This is a genomic window from Novosphingobium sp. KA1, from assembly GCF_017309955.1.
In the GTDB taxonomy this organism is placed as follows: Bacteria; Pseudomonadota; Alphaproteobacteria; order Sphingomonadales; family Sphingomonadaceae; genus Novosphingobium.
In genome coordinates, this window is the sequence record NZ_CP021247.1 from 1358384 (window position 1) to 1373166 (window position 14783).

Annotated in this window: 16 protein-coding genes; 8 read left to right on the plus strand and 8 right to left on the minus strand. The window is 66.3% G+C overall.

Going from position 1 to position 14783, the window contains the following annotated elements:
- Positions 1-64 precede the first annotated feature (64 nt).
- On the minus strand, positions 65-1573 hold the full coding sequence (gene sufB, locus CA833_RS06835; RefSeq protein ID WP_142636542.1) for a Fe-S cluster assembly protein SufB: 1509 nt from the start codon (positions 1571-1573) through the stop codon (positions 65-67).
- On the minus strand, positions 1574-2035 hold the full coding sequence (locus CA833_RS06840; RefSeq protein WP_142636540.1) for an Rrf2 family transcriptional regulator: 462 nt from the start codon (positions 2033-2035) through the stop codon (positions 1574-1576). It abuts the gene before it with no gap.
- A gap of 384 nt (positions 2036-2419) precedes the next feature.
- On the opposite strand from CA833_RS06840, the gene CA833_RS06845 reads away from it, so the two are divergent.
- Together CA833_RS06845 and CA833_RS06850 are read left to right on the plus strand one after the other, a co-directional pair.
- Positions 2420-3478, plus strand: coding sequence for a quinone-dependent dihydroorotate dehydrogenase (locus CA833_RS06845; RefSeq protein ID WP_207079613.1), 1059 nt, complete (start codon positions 2420-2422; stop codon positions 3476-3478).
- A gap of 154 nt (positions 3479-3632) precedes the next feature.
- Positions 3633-5438, plus strand: coding sequence for a long-chain fatty acid--CoA ligase (locus CA833_RS06850; RefSeq protein ID WP_207079614.1), 1806 nt, complete (start codon positions 3633-3635; stop codon positions 5436-5438).
- A gap of 163 nt (positions 5439-5601) precedes the next feature.
- Here CA833_RS06850 and CA833_RS06855 read toward each other — a convergent pair whose 3' ends face one another.
- The 5 genes from CA833_RS06855 to CA833_RS06875 form a co-directional block, all read right to left on the minus strand.
- Positions 5602-6699, minus strand: a complete 1098-nt coding sequence (locus CA833_RS06855; protein WP_207079615.1) for a calcium:proton antiporter — start codon at positions 6697-6699, stop codon at positions 5602-5604.
- An 898-nt stretch (positions 6700-7597) separates the two neighbouring features.
- The gene (locus CA833_RS06860; RefSeq protein WP_142636530.1) at positions 7598-8125 is read right to left on the minus strand and encodes a hypothetical protein; all 528 of its coding nucleotides are present in this window, start codon (positions 8123-8125) and stop codon (positions 7598-7600) included.
- Positions 8126-8268: 143 nt separating this feature from the next.
- Positions 8269-9063 (minus strand): thiazole synthase, encoded by a 795-nt coding sequence (locus tag CA833_RS06865; RefSeq protein WP_242526305.1) that lies wholly within the window; start codon positions 9061-9063, stop codon positions 8269-8271.
- Between the two features lie 71 nt (positions 9064-9134).
- Complete coding sequence (thiS, locus tag CA833_RS06870; RefSeq protein WP_207079617.1) at positions 9135-9347, minus strand: sulfur carrier protein ThiS; 213 nt, start codon at positions 9345-9347, stop codon at positions 9135-9137.
- A 147-nt stretch (positions 9348-9494) separates the two neighbouring features.
- The gene (locus CA833_RS06875; RefSeq protein ID WP_207079618.1) at positions 9495-9881 is read right to left on the minus strand and encodes a MerC domain-containing protein; all 387 of its coding nucleotides are present in this window, start codon (positions 9879-9881) and stop codon (positions 9495-9497) included.
- 168 nt (positions 9882-10049) lie between these two features.
- Between CA833_RS06875 and CA833_RS06880 the strand changes: the two genes are divergently transcribed.
- The 4 genes from CA833_RS06880 (at position 10050) to rpsI (ending at position 12781) form a co-directional block, all read left to right on the plus strand.
- Positions 10050-11138, plus strand: coding sequence for a COX15/CtaA family protein (locus CA833_RS06880; protein ID WP_142636522.1), 1089 nt, complete (start codon positions 10050-10052; stop codon positions 11136-11138).
- Entirely contained in the window at positions 11135-11476 is a 342-nt protein-coding gene (gene cutA / locus CA833_RS06885) for a divalent-cation tolerance protein CutA (RefSeq protein WP_207079619.1), read from the plus strand. Before CA833_RS06880 ends, cutA begins: the two co-directional genes overlap by 4 nt.
- A 307-nt stretch (positions 11477-11783) precedes the next feature.
- Positions 11784-12263: a 50S ribosomal protein L13 gene (gene rplM / locus CA833_RS06890; RefSeq protein ID WP_142636519.1), complete on the plus strand. Its 480-nt coding sequence runs from the start codon at positions 11784-11786 to the stop codon at positions 12261-12263.
- Positions 12263-12781: a 30S ribosomal protein S9 gene (gene rpsI / locus CA833_RS06895; RefSeq protein ID WP_142636517.1), complete on the plus strand. Its 519-nt coding sequence runs from the start codon at positions 12263-12265 to the stop codon at positions 12779-12781. The genes rplM and rpsI overlap by 1 nt, the downstream gene beginning before the upstream one ends.
- Before the next feature lie 100 nt (positions 12782-12881).
- On the opposite strand, the gene CA833_RS06900 is transcribed toward rpsI, so the two are convergent.
- Positions 12882-13616 carry a thermonuclease family protein gene (locus CA833_RS06900; RefSeq protein WP_242526306.1) on the minus strand — a complete coding sequence of 245 codons (735 nt, stop codon included), beginning with the start codon at positions 13614-13616 and terminating at the stop codon, positions 12882-12884.
- Positions 13617-13842: 226 nt separating this feature from the next.
- On the opposite strand from CA833_RS06900, the gene CA833_RS06905 reads away from it, so the two are divergent.
- Together CA833_RS06905 and CA833_RS06910 are read left to right on the plus strand one after the other, a co-directional pair.
- Positions 13843-14223 carry a PadR family transcriptional regulator gene (locus CA833_RS06905; RefSeq protein WP_142636513.1) on the plus strand — a complete coding sequence of 127 codons (381 nt, stop codon included), beginning with the start codon at positions 13843-13845 and terminating at the stop codon, positions 14221-14223.
- On the plus strand, positions 14213-14779 hold the full coding sequence (locus CA833_RS06910) for a DUF1700 domain-containing protein (protein ID WP_142636511.1): 567 nt from the start codon (positions 14213-14215) through the stop codon (positions 14777-14779). Before CA833_RS06905 ends, CA833_RS06910 begins: the two co-directional genes overlap by 11 nt.
- Positions 14780-14783 lie beyond the last annotated feature (4 nt).

Here is a 14783-nt window from a genome sequence, read left to right on the forward strand (position 1 = left end):
TCCAGCGGCCAACTGGCCTTGGCCGCCGCACTCACAGGGGAGAGGGGAGCGGGAATGGGGGAAGTCACCCCACGCTTCCTTCAAGGCTGATGCCCAGCAGCTTCTGCGCTTCGACGGCGAATTCCATCGGCAGTTGCTGAAGCACTTCCTTGGCGAAGCCGTTGACGATCAGCGCCACGGCCTGCTCGGTATCGAGCCCGCGCTGCTGCGCGTAGAACATCTGGTCGTCGCTGATCTTGCTGGTGGTCGCCTCGTGCTCGATCTGGGCGCTGGGGTTGCGCACTTCGATATAGGGCACGGTGTGGGCGCCGCATTCCTTGCCCAGCAGCAGCGAATCGCACTGGGTGAAGTTGCGCACGCCTTCGGCATTCGCAGCCACGCGGACGAGGCCGCGATAAGTGTTGTTCGACTTGCCGGCCGAGATGCCCTTGGAAATGATCGTCGAGCGGCTGCCCTTGCCGTTGTGGATCATCTTGGTGCCGGTATCGGCCTGCTGGTAATTGTTGGTGACCGCCACCGAGTAGAACTCGCCCACCGAATCCTCGCCGTTGAGGACGCAGCTGGGATACTTCCAGGTGATGGCGGAGCCGGTTTCCACCTGGGTCCACGAGATCTTCGAGCGGGCACCCTGGCACAGGCCGCGCTTGGTCACGAAGTTGTAGATGCCGCCCTTGCCGTTCGCATCGCCGGGATACCAGTTCTGAACGGTCGAGTACTTGATCTCGGCATCGTCCAGCGCGACCAGTTCGACCACGGCGGCGTGAAGCTGGTTCTCGTCGCGCATCGGCGCGGTGCAGCCTTCGAGGTAGGAGACGTAGCTGCCCTTCTCGGCCACGATCAGGGTGCGTTCGAACTGCCCGGTATTCTCCGCGTTGATGCGGAAATAGGTGGAGAGCTCCATGGGGCAGCGCACGCCCTCGGGGATGTAGACAAAGGTGCCGTCCGAAAAGACCGCGCAGTTGAGCGCCGCGAAGTAGTTGTCCTGGACCGGCACGACCTTGCCGAGCCACTTCTTCACCAGCTCGGGATATTCGCGGATCGCCTCGGAGATCGAGCGGAAGATCACGCCCGCCTGCTCCAGTTCCTTGCGGAAGGTGGTGGCGACCGAAACCGAATCGAACACCGCGTCGACCGCGATCTTGCGCGAGCCCTCGACGCCGGCGAGCACTTTCTGCTCCTCCAGCGGAATGCCCAGCTTCTCGTAGACGCGCAGGATCTCGGGATCGACCTCGTCCAGGCTGTTCAGGGTCGGCTTCTTCTTGGGCGCGGCCCAATAGTATGCGTCCTGATAGTCGATCGGCGGCACGTTGAGCTTGGCCCAGTCCGGCATCGGCATGTCCAGCCAGCGGCGATAGGCCTTGAGGCGCCATTCGAGCATCCACTCCGGCTCGTCCTTCTTGGCCGAGATGAAGCGGACGGTGTCTTCGGACAGGCCCTTGGGGCCATATTCCTGCTCGATGTCGGCGACCCAGCCGTGCTCGTACTCCGCCACGCGGGCCGCAGCCTCACGCGCGGCCTGGTCGCGCAGTTCGGGCGCGTCAGTGCCTAAGGCGGGAGCGGTTTCTTCGGTCATTCAAACTTCCTCGACGAGCTGGGTCAGGGCCACTTGCGCCAGGGCACCGCGCAGCGCCGCATTCACTTGCGGCCAATGCGGGCGCACATGGCAGCCACCCTCGATCTGGCAATCCGGCTGCTCGGCGGAATTCCCGCCGGGCTTGCCCTTTTCGAGGCAGGCCGTGAGCGCGATGGGCCCTTCGACTGCCTCGACGATATCCGCAACCGAAATCGATTCGGGCGAGCGGGCCAGCTTGAGGCCGCCGCCCACCCCGCGCGACGAGATCAGCAGGCCCGCTGCGGTCAGCTTGCTGACCAGCTTCTGCACGGTGGGTGCGGGAAGCCGGGTTTCCTCGGCCAGTTGCGCGGCCGAGACTCGCCCATGCTTCGAATCGCCCGCGACGAGCGGACACCCGCCGCAATGCCGGGCGGCAGCAGACATGATGACGACGGCATAATCCGCCATGCTCGATAAACGCATCGATTCGGAGCTTTCGGGACCCGCGGGCAAAGTGGATCGATTTCTTCCGATTTGCACCTAGTGCAGGAACCCCCGGGATTCAATGGACATTCGCACGCGCATTGTTGCGAAAATACCACTGTTCCCGGGTAAGTCTTTCGCGAAAGGCCGAAAAAAAGGCGGTTTCCAGCTAGCCGGAAACCGCCCTTAGGTAATAAAGAACTCGTGCGCATCCCGCTACGAGCCCTTCGGGTCGCATCTCCCCTGTATGCAAGGGCACCGCCGATTTATTGTATAATTGCGACACGGCGTGGCTCGAATCCCACCACGATGGCGGAATTTCGCCATTCCCGGCACGCGGCGACGGCGCGCAAGAAGGGTTTGAGCCGGACGGCGGTCCGGTTTATGCGCGCGGTCGTGCTCTATTCCCTGATCCGCCCCGCTCTGTTCCGACTCGATGCCGAGTCTGCCCATGGTCTTGCCCTTGCCGGGCTCAAGCTGGCCGGCCCGGGCCGCGCCCCTGCCTGTCCGGCTGCGCTGGCCAGCGAAGTGGCGGGAATCGCCTTCCCCAATCCGGTCGGCATGGCCGCGGGCTTCGACAAGGACGGCGAAGTGCCCGATGCGCTGCTGGCGCTCGGATTCGGGTTTGCCGAAGTCGGTTCGATCACCCCCCTGCCCCAGGCCGGCAATCCCAAGCCGCGCCTGTTCCGGCTGGTCGAGGACCGCGCGGTGATCAACCGCATGGGCTTCAACAACAAGGGCGGCGAGGCGGCGCTGGCCCGCCTGTCGGCCCGGCGCGAGCGGCCGGGCGTGGTCGGCATCAACATCGGCGCCAACAAGGATTCGGACGACCGTGTCGCCGATTATGCGACGATGGCGCGGATGATGGCGCCGCATGCCACTTACCTTGCGGTCAACATCTCCAGCCCCAACACCCCGGGCCTGCGGGCGCTGCAGGACGAATCGGCGCTGACCGGCCTGCTCGACGCGGTGATCGCCGCGCGCGACGAGGCCTGCGGGTCAGGGCGCCGTCCGCCGGTGTTCCTGAAAGTCGCGCCCGATCTCGAAGCGGCCGACATCGACGCGATCGCCCGCATCGTTATCGACCGCAAGCTCGGCGCGCTGATCGTCTCCAACACCACGATCTCGCGTCCTGCTCTTGCCTCGCCCCATGCGGGCGAGACCGGCGGGCTGTCCGGCGCGCCGCTGCGCGACCTGGCGCTTCAGCGCCTGCGCGATTTCCGCAAGGCGACCGGCGGGGCGATTCCGCTCGTCGGTGTCGGCGGTATCGCCACGGCCGAGGACGCCTGGGCCCGCATCCGTGCCGGTGCCAGCCTCGTGCAGGTCTACAGCGCCATGGTCTACGAGGGCCCGAACATCGCCCGCAGGATCTGCAAGGGTCTGACATCGCTCATGAAGCGTGATGGATTCGCCTCCATCGCCGATGCCGTGGGCCGCGAATAGCCTCGTTCTTCATCGCCTGACGTTCCCGTGCACGGTGTGCGGCGCGCTTGTCGCAACCTGTGCCCGCGCCTAAACGTTTCCCTAACGTCGTCACGCGGACGGCCCTTAGGCATTCACGCAAGTGCCGCCATTTTACGAGAGGATACCGGTCAACATGGATCTTGTTGACTTCGACAGCAGCCCCAACGTCATCTCGCTGTTCCTGAAGCGCGCGGACGCCCTCGGCGAAACCCCGATGCTGTGGTCCAAGCAGGGCGGCGCCTGGCAGCCGATCACCTGGGCGCAAGTGGCGCGGCGGGTCTGCCTGATGGCGGCCGGGCTGCGGCGCATGGGCCTGCGCGCGGGCGACCGGGTGCTGATCGTCTCGGAAAACCGGCCGGAATGGTGCATCGCCGATCTCGCGATCATGGCGGCGGGCTGCGTGACGGTGCCGACCTACACCACCAACACCACCCGCGATCACATCCATATCCTTGAGAATTCGGGCGCCAGCGCGGCGATCGTCTCCTCGGCCAAGCTCGGCAAGGCGCTGCTGCCGGCCATCGTCCAGACCGACCTGTGCCGCCACGTCATCGGCATGGAGACGCTGCCGGCGCTGCAGGGCGGCACCTTCGAGACGCATGACTGGGACGGCCTCTTCACCGGCGATCCGGTCGCCGCGCGCGCCGAAGTGGAGGCGCAGCTGGTCGGCATCGGCCGCGAGGACCTGGCCTGCATCATCTACACCAGCGGCACCGGCGGCGCCCCGCGCGGGGTGCGCCAGCACCACGGCATGCTGCTGACCAATGTCGCGGGCGCGGCGCAGATCGTCATGGAGGACTTCGGGCTCGACCGCAGCGAGACCTTCCTCTCGTTCCTGCCGCTCAGCCATGCCTACGAGCATACCGGCGGCCAGTTCCTGCCGATCGGCGTCGGCGGGCAGATCTACTATGCCGAAGGGCTCGACAAGCTGGCCTCGAACATCGAGGAAGTGCGCCCGACGATCATGGTCGTGGTGCCCCGCCTGTTCGAAGTGCTGCGCACGCGCATCATGAAGCAGATCGAGAAGCAGGGCGCGGTCGCCGCCAAGCTGATGGAACTGGCGATGGGCCTCGGCGACCGGCGCCAACACGGCCGCTGGCGCTTTGGCGACAGGGCGATGAACCTGGTGCTCGAACATACCCTGCGCCCCAAGGTCCGCGCCAGGTTCGGCGGCCGGATCAAGGCGCTGGTGTCGGGCGGGGCGCCGCTCAATCCCGAGATCGGGGTGTTCTTCGATTCGATGGGGCTGACCCTGCTGCAAGGCTACGGCCAGACCGAGGCCGGGCCGATCATCAGCTGCAACCGCCCCTCCGCCGGGATCGACCATGCCACCGTCGGTCCGCCGCTGCGCGGGGTCGACCTCAGGATCGCCGGGGACGGCGAGATCCTCGTGCGCGGCGAACTGGTCATGCAGGGCTACTGGCAGAACGATGCGGCGACCCGTGCGGTGCTGATCGATGACTGGCTGCACACCGGCGACATCGGCCATGTCGACGAACGCGGGCGGATCAGGATCACCGACCGCAAGAAGGACATGATCGTCAACGACAAGGGCGACAACGTCTCGCCCCAGAAGATCGAATCGATGCTCACCCTCCAGCCCGAGATCGCGCAGGCCATGGTCCATGGCGACCGGCGGCCTTATGTGGTCGGGCTGGTCGTGCCCGATGCCGACTGGGCGCTCGAATGGGCCAAGGCCAACGACGAGAAGTTCGACTTCAAGGCGCTGCAGAGCCTGCCCGCCTTCCGCACCGCGATCCGCGCGGCGGTCGACCGGGTGAACACCGACCTCTCGGTGATCGAGAAAGTGCGCCAGTACACGTTCGCCGACGAGCCCTTCGGAATCGAGAACGAGGAAATGACCCCCAGCCTCAAGATCCGCCGTCACAAGCTGAAGGAGCGGTATGGCGAGCGGCTGGACGCGCTCTACCGCAGCTGAGGGGAGATATACTGAACTTGCTCGTCGCCCCCGCGAAGGCGGGGGCCCCGCTTCCTGCTCGCCACGCCTGCAAGGAAAAGCGGGATCCCCGCCTTCGCGGGGATGACGACAAGGGTTGGTGGCAGCGAAGCGTTCCAAACGAGGGGCGCTGCGCCCCTGCGCGTCACGGCACCAGCGTGGTGAACAGGTAGCTCGCAAAGATCACCAGGTGCACCATGCCCTGCACCATCGTGGTGCGGCCGGTGCTGAGCGTCATCGTCGCCACCAGCAGGGTGAGACCCAGCAGCACGGTCGACTTGGCCGAGAGCCCCAGTTCAAGGTCCAGCCCCATCGCCATCGCGGCGATGGCGACCGCCGGGATGGTGAGGCCGATCGTGGCCAGCGCCGAGCCGATGGCGAGGTTGAGGCTGGTCTGCACCCGGTTGGCGCGCGCGGCGGAGAGCGCGGCCAGACTCTCGGGCGCCAGCACCAGCGCGGCGATGATGATGCCCACCAGCGCCGGCGGCGCGCCCATCGCCGCCACCCCGGCCTCGATCGAGGGGGACAGCGCCTTGGCCAGCAGCACCACCGCGACGAGGGCCAGCGGCAGCATCGCCGCCGCGGCGATGGCCTTGGCGGTGGGTACCGTTTCGTGGGGGGCTTCGTCCTTGTCCGGATAGAGGAAGTGGTCGCGGTGCCAGATGGTCTGGGCAACGACGAAGGTGCCGTAGAGCACCAGCGCATCGCAGGCGACAAAGATCAGCTGGTTGTCGTTGTAGAACGGCCCGGCGCTGCTGGTGGTGTAGTTGGGCATGACCAGCGTCAGCACCGAGAGCGTGGCGAGAATCGCGAGGCCGTGGTTGACCCCGGACTGGGTATAGCCCTGCTCGTGATGGCGCCCGCCGCCCAGCAGCAGGCAGACGCCGACGATGCCGTTGATGGTGATCATCACCGCCGCGATCACCGTATCGCGGGCGAGCGACTGGGCGCCGTGCCCCTCGCTGAGCATGATCGAGACGATCAGCGAGGTTTCGATCACCGTCACCGCGAAGGCGAGGATCAGCGTGCCGAACGGCTCTCCCACGCGGTGGGCGATGACTTCGGCGTGGTAGACGGCGGCCATCACCGCCCCGCCCAGCGCCACGGCGACCGTCGCGGTCAGCGCGATGCCGCTGGGTTTGCCGATGAGGATGGCGGCGAGCGCCAGAAACGGCACCACGATCGACCAGGGCGAAAGCCCGAAGGTGGGGAACCGGGGGGCGGCGGATGGGGCGGCGCTCATGGGGACACTATAGGCAAAATTGCGGTGCCGGCCAGTTGGATAGGGTGGTGGGGGCAGTTTCGGGTTGGGGGCATGAGCCCGCGTCTGGCAAGATTTGCCTTGTCGATTGTCAGTTCAGCCTCCGCGCATCCTAAGCGTGTCGAACGATGGGGAACCAGGCGCCACGCGGCCGAAGGCTTCGACAGGCTCAGCCTGAGCGGGTGGGGAGGTTGGCTTTGGGTGGGAAGCTGTCCTTACGTGACCGTGCGTGAAGCCTGTTTTCTACGCCTGAACGCTGCTCGCAATTGTCGAAACAGCTGTCCTGCGAGCCACCCGCCCATTACAGCAGCGCCGGTCCCGAGGCTATGCATCCAAGCGTCGGAATTAGCGCCTCTGAAAACGGGCCAGAATCCTACGATTAGCAAGGTGAGCGCAAGCAAGCTTGCTGAAGCAGCCAAAAGGCCAAGCGCGGGTTCGGGACTCAGCCAAGACTTCATATACCTGCTCCTCCCTCGAGACGTGCAGGCGAGAACTCTCACGCTAAGCTTAGATCCGCAAGGGCGCGCGCATCCTGCCGTTCCGCGTTTTACCCCACCCCGCTCAAGCTCAGCCTGAGCGGGGTTGCGAGGTCAGCTACGGGGCATACCCGGAACGGCTGCAATCAGCTGAAAAGAAGACATTCTTTACCCCCGTCATCCCAGCGAAAGCTGGGATCGCTCGCGAAGTTACGAAAGGCCGACAATGACCCCAGCCTTCGCCGGGATGACGACGCTGCGCCCAAACGAAAACGCGCCGGATGTTTCCACCCGGCGCGTCCTCCAGCAAGCAACTGGTTCGTTTCTGGCAGTCGTTCGCTGCCGTTTCCTTGCGACCCGGAAGGCTCTCCGGAAGGAATGGGGGAAGGAATCTCTTGTCCGGCTCAGGCGGCCTCTTTCTCGATCCACTCGGGGTAGAAGCTGGGCTCGCGCTCCGACCAGCCCTGGGCGGTGGCGGCGGCTTCGCTGATCGAGTGGAGCAGCAGCTTGCGGCGTTCCGGGTGGATCTGCGGCAGCGCGGCGGCGCCGCAGAAGGCGCCGGGCAGCCAGGGGCGGACCCAGGCGCCGAGCAGGCGTTCGTAGAGGAAACGGAACGCCGAGAACGAGCCGATGCTGTCCTGCGCCAGATCGAAGGCGGCCATGGACATCAGCTTGCCCATCACGCTTTCGAGATCGTCGAAACCGCTGTCGTCCGGGCGCAGCTTGCGCAGCGCCTTGAGCGCGCCATAGGCGGCGTACTGCTGGCGGATCGAGCCCGCCTCGGCCGCGTCGCGCGCCCAGAGCTTGAAGGCGTCCTGCCGGCCAAGCCCGACATCGAGGCTGCGCCGGATGTAGCGCTGCTCGCACGCCGTGAAGCTGGCGAATTCGCGCAGCTCGCTGATCGTGACAGTGGCCGTACCGATGGTGCTCATGTCCTGGCTCCCGTGATTCGCGGAAGGTTCACGCCTTCCTCACGAGAATCATTTTTGCGCAGGCCTGCTTTCAGACGGCTTAACGATGCAATCGTTTGCTTACGACCAGTCGCGGAAGCAGATCTAAAGAATTCCGTTAACCATCAGATCAGGCCGGCAAGCGGGCTCGAAGGGTCCGCGTAGCGCCTTTGCGCCATGCGTCCGGAAAGGTATGCGTCGCGTCCGGCCATGACCGCGTACTTCATCGCGCGGGCCATGCGCACCGGATCCTTCGCCTCGGCAATGGCGGTGTTCATCAGCACGCCGTCGCAGCCCAGCTCCATCGCCACGGCCGCTTCGGAAGCGGTGCCCACCCCGGCGTCGACCAGCACCGGCACCTTGGCGCCCTCGACGATCAGGCGCACCGTCACCTTGTTCTGGATGCCGAGGCCGGAGCCGATCGGCGCGCCGAGCGGCATCACCGCCACGGCGCCGCAGTCCTCGAGCTGCTTGGCGGCGATCGGATCGTCGACGCAGTAGACCATCGGCAGGAAGCCTTCCCTGGCGAGGATCTCGGTGGCCTTCAGCGTCTCGCGCATGTCGGGGTAGAGCGTGCGCGCCTCGCCCAGCACTTCGAGCTTGACGAGGTCCCAGCCGCCCGCCTCGCGCGCCAGGCGCAAGGTGCGGATGGCGTCGTCGGCGGTGAAGCAGCCGGCGGTGTTGGGAAGGTAGGTGATCTTTTTCGGGTCGATATAGTCGGTCAGCATCGGCGCCTTGGGGTCCGACACATTGACGCGGCGCACCGCGACCGTGACGATTTCCGCGCCCGAGGCCGCCACCGCCGCCGCGTTCTGCTCGAAGTCCTTGTACTTGCCGGTGCCCACGATCAGGCGCGAGGTGAACGTGCGGCCGGCGACGGTCCAGGTGTCGAGCGACGTGTCAGCAGAAATATCGGTCAAGGTGCGCATCCTTTCGGGGGAGCGGGAGTCAGGAGGGCGGAAAAGCGGGGGGCGGAAGGAAAGGCCGGGCGTCAGCCGCCGCCGACGAAGTGGACGATCTCCAGCGCGTCGCCGTCCGACAGCATGACGTCGCCGAGCGTCGAGCGCGGGGCGATCTCGCCGTTATGCTCCACCGCGACCTTCCTGGGGTCGAGGCCGATCTCGGCGACAAGGTCGGCAATGCTGGAGCCGGACGCGGTGCGGCGCGGCTCGCCGTTGACGGTGAGGGAGATGTCTGCAGCCATGCGCCGCAGATAGCGCCGGGAGCGGATTTGGAAAGGGCCGATCGTTACCCTAGGCGGAGCAACGCTGCTGGCGCAGCTTGCAGGGTAACCCCTACGGGGCTGGAGGCCAAAGCCGTGGCAACGCGGAATCTGTCCACGCCGCCTAGCTCAATGCGTGTGGCGCATGTTCCGGATATGCGCGAAGGCAACCAGCGAGACGCCGATGATGGTGAGCACCGACTCGGCGGTGCCGTGGCCGACCAGAATCGCCGCCGCCATCAGCGCGAGGCCGAGGCCGCCGATCACCAGCGGCGCGATCCGTCCGTGCCGGGCAACCCCGAAACCGAGCGAGATGACGCCGACCACCACCGCCAGCATCAGGCCGACGCGGTGGATCTCGGGCGAGAGCAGGACCTGCCCGCCGATGACATCGCCGCCCAGGCCGAGGAAGCCGACCAGCACGACGCCGAGGACGCAGTGGACCGCGCAAAGCCCGCTGAGAAGGATACCGGCCCGGTCCATCCGGTTGCGAATCGCTGTCAGGGTGCTGCGCATGGCCACCATCTATGTGATGTTGTATCATCATTCAAGGGGCGGCCCGGAATAAATGTCCTCCCGGTGGTCCCGCGTCTTGCGGCGCCGAACGATCCGACGCAAAAGTTTCGGTTCCGGCGCAAAGGTTAACCTTGCGAAAATCCGCGCAAGATCGCAGGGACGTCGGCCATGAGAAATACTGACGGTCGCCCGCTGCTCGGAACTTCCGACGATATCGTCCCCATGGTCCGCTGGCTGTTTTTTGTCGCCGCGCTGGTGGTGATGATCGTGGCGGTGGGGGGCATCACCCGCCTCACCGAGTCGGGCCTGTCGATCACCGAGTGGAAGCCGCTCACCGGCGCCATCCCGCCGCTCACGCAGGCGCAGTGGCAGGCCGAGTTCGACCACTACAAGCAGATCCCGCAGTATATCGACGTCAACGGCCCGGCGGGCATGACGCTGGCGCAGTACAAGTTCATCTACTTCTGGGAATGGGTCCACCGCCTGCTGGCGCGGCTGATCGGCATGGCCTTCGCGCTGCCGCTGGCGTGGTTCTGGTTCAAGCGCACGATCCCGCTGGGCTACAAGCCGCGCCTCGTGGCGCTGCTGGCGCTGGGCGGGCTGCAGGGCGTGGTCGGCTGGTGGATGGTCTCCTCGGGCCTCACCGCCGAAGCGGCCGACCGGGTGAGTCACTTCCGCCTCGCCGCGCACTTGCTGGTGGCGCTGACGACGCTGGGCGGCCTTGTCTGGACCGCGCTCGACTTGCGCGAGCTGGCGCGCGGACAGGCCCCGGCCCGCATGACCCGGCTCGGCGCGCTGGCGCTGGCGATGCTGTTCTTCCAGCTGTTCATGGGCGCGATGGTGGCGGGCCTGCGCGCGGGCTATGTCGCCGGTGCCGGCTGGTTCAGCATGGACGCCTGGCCGCTGATGCAGGGCACGTTCTTCCCCGAGGGTGTCGAATGGGCGCAAGGCGCGCTTCACGCGCTCGTCAACGATCCGTTCCTGACCCACTTCGTCCACCGCTGGTGGGCCTGGGCGGTGGTCGCGGTGCTGGTGGTCATGGCCCGCCGCCTCAAGGCGCTGCGCCTGCGCAAGGTTTCCATCGCCATCCACTGTGCCTTCGGGATCCAGGTGATCCTCGGCATCTGCACCGTGTGGTCGGGCGTGGCCTTGTGGCTGGCGGTCGCCCACCAGCTGTGCGGCGCGCTGCTGGTGGCGGCGACGGCCTGGGGCGCGCATGGCCTCGGCCGCCGCGACCAGGTCGGGATCGGCATGTGAGCGAGGCCACGCCGCGCGAGCCGGTTGCCGCGCTGATCTGGAGCCCGTTTCCTGATCAGGAGAGCGCGCTGGCTGTGATCCACGCCCTGCTCGACGAAGGCCTGGCCGCCTGCGGCAACCTGATGCCGGGCATGACCTCGGTGTTTGTCTGGAACGGCGAGAAGGACAGCGCGCACGAACTCGGCCTGATGGTGAAGACCAATGCCGAGCTGCTTGATGCCGCCGTGGCCCGGCTCACCGAGCTGCATCCTTACGAGCAGCCGGCGGTGCTCGGCTGGCGCTGCGAGACCGGGGCGCCGGGCACGCTGGCCTGGCTGGCCAGTATCGGAACGGACTGAACCTTCCTTTCCTCGTCTCCTTCCTTTCCTCGTCATCCCCGCGAAGGCGGGGATCCCGCTTCCCTTGTGCCGCCGCGAAGAAGAACAAGCGGGGCCCCCGCATTCGCGAGGGCGACGAAATGATATGAGGGAATCTATCCGGATGGCTCAAAATCCATGACGGTATTATTTTACCTCTCTGAAAAGCCCCGGTCTGCTTGACTTGCAGGGCCATTTCGACGATTTGGCCGCCTTCCCGCAGAGGGTGAAGATTCGTGCAAGCGATCGATTCGGCCTCCGCGACCTGAACATTAGGGATAGACCAGCCATGAAGGCGCTTACGAAGGTCACCCGGTCGATCAAGCCGGCCGAGGTGGAAAAGAAGTGGCATCTGATCGATGCCGAGGGTCTGGTGGTTGGCCGTCTCGCGGTCGTCATCGCCGACCTCCTGCGCGGCAAGCACAAGCCGAGCTTCACCCCGCACGTCGATTGCGGCGACCACGTTGTCGTGATCAACGCCGAGAAGGTGAAGTTCACCGGCAACAAGCTCAAGCAGCAGACCTACTACAAGCACACCGGCTACGCCGGCGGCATCAAGGAAGTGACCGCGGACAAGGTTCTCGCCGGTCGTTTCCCCGAGCGCGTGCTTGAAAAGGCTGTTGAGCGCATGATCCCGCGCGGCCCGCTCGGCCGTGACCAGATGCGTGCCCTGCACCTCTACGCCGGCACCGAGCACCCGCACGGTGGCACCCAGCCCGAAGCACTCGACGTTGCTTCCATGAACCGCAAGAACAAGGTTGGCGCGTAATGTCTGATACCGAAACCGTTCAGAGCCTGGCCGACCTCAAGGACCTCGGCGAAGTCGCCGTGGCCGATTCGGCTGAAACGATCGCTCCGGTCGTCTCGAACGCCCCGCTCCGCGCCCAGGAAATCGACGCCCAGGGCCGTGCCTACGCCACCGGCCGCCGCAAGGACGCCGTGGCCCGCGTGTGGGTCAAGCCCGGCACCGGCAAGGTGATCATCAACGGCCGCGACCAGGAAGTGTACTTTGCACGTCCGACCCTGCGCCTCGTGATCAACCAGACCTTCCAGGTTGCTGGTCGTGACGGCCAGTACGACGTGATCGCCACCGTCAAGGGCGGCGGTCTCTCGGGTCAGGCCGGCGCTGTGAAGCACGGCATTGCCCAGGCCCTGTCGAAGTACGAGCCCGCCCTGCGCGCCGCCGTCAAGGCAGCCGGCTTCCTCACCCGCGACAGCCGCGTGGTCGAGCGTAAGAAGTACGGCCGTGCGAAGGCACGCCGCAGCTTCCAGTTCTCGAAGCGCTGATCCGCTTTTTCGAGAGCCAAGGCTTTACAAAAAGGGGTCGCGGGAAACCGCGGCCCTTTTTTGTTGTCCGCTGCTTGTATCGTCCGCGCGCGATCGCGCTTCAGCGGCGGGGGAGCGGTTCGCAGGCGACACCGTCGCTATCGCCGTCCAGGCCCGGACGATAGCCGGGCTCGCCGATGCGCATCGGGGCCAGCCCGGCTGCCCAGGCGTCCCGGCAATTGCGGAAGAAGACGGCGGCGGAGCGGCTGGCGGCGCGCGCAGGAGCATGCTGGGGCGCCGGCCGAGATGCTGGCCGAGACATTGTTCGGGGCTCTGGCCGGGCCTCTGTCCGGGGACGTTCTGGCGCGCGCGGATGGGCCTTGCGGTAGTCTGCCGGCTGCTCGAACGTCCCGGCCCAGATCCCGGCCTTGCGCGCCCGGGCATCGGCTTCGGCGGGCACATAGGCCGGCGTGAAGTGCGGCAGCGCGGCAGCATAGCCCATGCGCACCACCGCGTCCGACAGATCGATGTCGCCCACCCGGCAGATCGCCACGACCCGGCCATAGTCGTCGGTATCCTGCTGCGTGCAAACCGCCTCGCGGCCCGCGACCAGCCCCGACAGGGCCTGCCGCGCATCGAGACCGCAGGACCAGCTGGTCCCGCCCCGCTGGCAGGTCTGGTCCTTCTCCACGGCATCGATGCCGAACAGGCGGATCCGCGCTCCGGTCATGTCCAGCGAATCGCCGTCCACCGCCACGACCCGGCCGGAATAGACTTGCGCCTGCGCCGGCATCTGCGCCGACAGGGCGAGGCTGGCGGAGGCGAACAGCAGGGCGGCGGGAAGGGTCTTGCGCATGGGGCGGCGGGGTCTTTCGGCGGGCGGCGATCTTGCGGAACACCTGTCATACCCCCGATTTCCTGCCAATTCGTTCCCTTGCCCGGCGCGATCGGGAAACCCATCGCATGGCAAGATACCTCGTCATAGCAAGGTATCTTGCCGTGCCCTGTATTTTCTCATGCAAGGTATCTTGCGTTGCACAGTAGCTGGTTATATACACTCGTCATCCGCAGGAGATGATTCGATGTCCGAAATCGAGATCCAGTTGAAGAAGGGGGTGCTGGGGCTCTGTGTCCTGGCGCTGCTTTCGCGGGGTGACAGCTACGCTTACGAGATCGCCAGCCGCATGGCCGACGCGGTCGACATGGGCGAAGGCACGATCTACCCGCTGATGCGCCGGATGCAGAGCGATGGCCTCGTGGTGACCTACCTCGAGGAATCGCCCTCCGGTCCCCCCCGCAAGTATTACCGCATCACCGAGACCGGCCGTTCGCGGCTGGCCGAACAGGTTGCCGAATGGCGCGGCTTCACCGCTGCCGTCGACGGCCTGATCGCAGGCGCGGCAGAGCCGGTCGAGACGGCTTCGGCGCCCGTTGCAGAAGGGGAGCAGAGCCATGACGCGTAACGAATTCATCCGGCGCCTGAAGGCCGGCCTCAAGGGTGTGCCGCAGGACGTCATCGCCGACATCGTCGCCGACTACGAAGAGCACTTCGAAGCCGGCGCCGCCGAAGGCCGCAGCGAGGAAGAAGTCGCCGCAGCCCTCGGAAACCCGGCCAGGCTGGCGCGCGAACTGCGCTTCGAGGCAGGCTTCAAGAACTGGGAGAGCGACCGTTCGCCCTCGTCGGCCTGGGGCGCGATCCTGGCCTTCATGGGCCTGGCCACCATCGACATCCTGATCCTGCTGCCGGTCGTGCTGCCGGTGCTGGGGGTGATGTTCGGCCTCTTCGTGGCGACGCTGGTGATGTTCTTCGTCGGCGGCTTCGTGCTCATCGCCGGGCCGTTCAGCGGCTTTCCGGGCGGTGCCCTGGTCGCCATCCTCGGCGGTCTCGGGACGATGAGCGCCTCGGTCGCGGTCGGTGCGCTGCTGACGCTGGTCAGCATCTGGATCATCAATGCCCTCATGTGGTTCGGCCGCCTGCACTACCGCGTGATCGAACCCGCCATCCACCCCGAAGACTGATCGG

Excerpts from the sequence above, each read along its gene's own strand:
- CA833_RS06905 (WP_142636513.1), top strand. The coding sequence starts at position 13,843 with ATGTCCGAAATCGAGATCCAGTTGAAGAAGGGGGTGCTGGGGCTCTGT.
- rplM (WP_142636519.1), top strand. The coding sequence starts at position 11,784 with ATGAAGGCGCTTACGAAGGTCACCCGGTCGATCAAGCCGGCCGAGGTG.
- CA833_RS06850 (WP_207079614.1), top strand. The coding sequence starts at position 3,633 with ATGGATCTTGTTGACTTCGACAGCAGCCCCAACGTCATCTCGCTGTTC.
- thiS (WP_207079617.1), bottom strand. The coding sequence starts at position 9,347 with ATGGCTGCAGACATCTCCCTCACCGTCAACGGCGAGCCGCGCCGCACC.
- CA833_RS06855 (WP_207079615.1), bottom strand. The coding sequence starts at position 6,699 with ATGAGCGCCGCCCCATCCGCCGCCCCCCGGTTCCCCACCTTCGGGCTT.
- CA833_RS06900 (WP_242526306.1), bottom strand. The coding sequence starts at position 13,616 with ATGCGCAAGACCCTTCCCGCCGCCCTGCTGTTCGCCTCCGCCAGCCTC.
- CA833_RS06875 (WP_207079618.1), bottom strand. The coding sequence starts at position 9,881 with ATGCGCAGCACCCTGACAGCGATTCGCAACCGGATGGACCGGGCCGGT.
- CA833_RS06880 (WP_142636522.1), top strand. The coding sequence starts at position 10,050 with ATGAGAAATACTGACGGTCGCCCGCTGCTCGGAACTTCCGACGATATC.
- CA833_RS06910 (WP_142636511.1), top strand. The coding sequence starts at position 14,213 with ATGACGCGTAACGAATTCATCCGGCGCCTGAAGGCCGGCCTCAAGGGT.
- sufB (WP_142636542.1), bottom strand. The coding sequence starts at position 1,573 with ATGACCGAAGAAACCGCTCCCGCCTTAGGCACTGACGCGCCCGAACTG.
- CA833_RS06840 (WP_142636540.1), bottom strand. The coding sequence starts at position 2,035 with ATGCGTTTATCGAGCATGGCGGATTATGCCGTCGTCATCATGTCTGCT.
- CA833_RS06860 (WP_142636530.1), bottom strand. The coding sequence starts at position 8,125 with ATGAGCACCATCGGTACGGCCACTGTCACGATCAGCGAGCTGCGCGAA.
- CA833_RS06845 (WP_207079613.1), top strand. The coding sequence starts at position 2,420 with ATGCGCGCGGTCGTGCTCTATTCCCTGATCCGCCCCGCTCTGTTCCGA.
- rpsI (WP_142636517.1), top strand. The coding sequence starts at position 12,263 with ATGTCTGATACCGAAACCGTTCAGAGCCTGGCCGACCTCAAGGACCTC.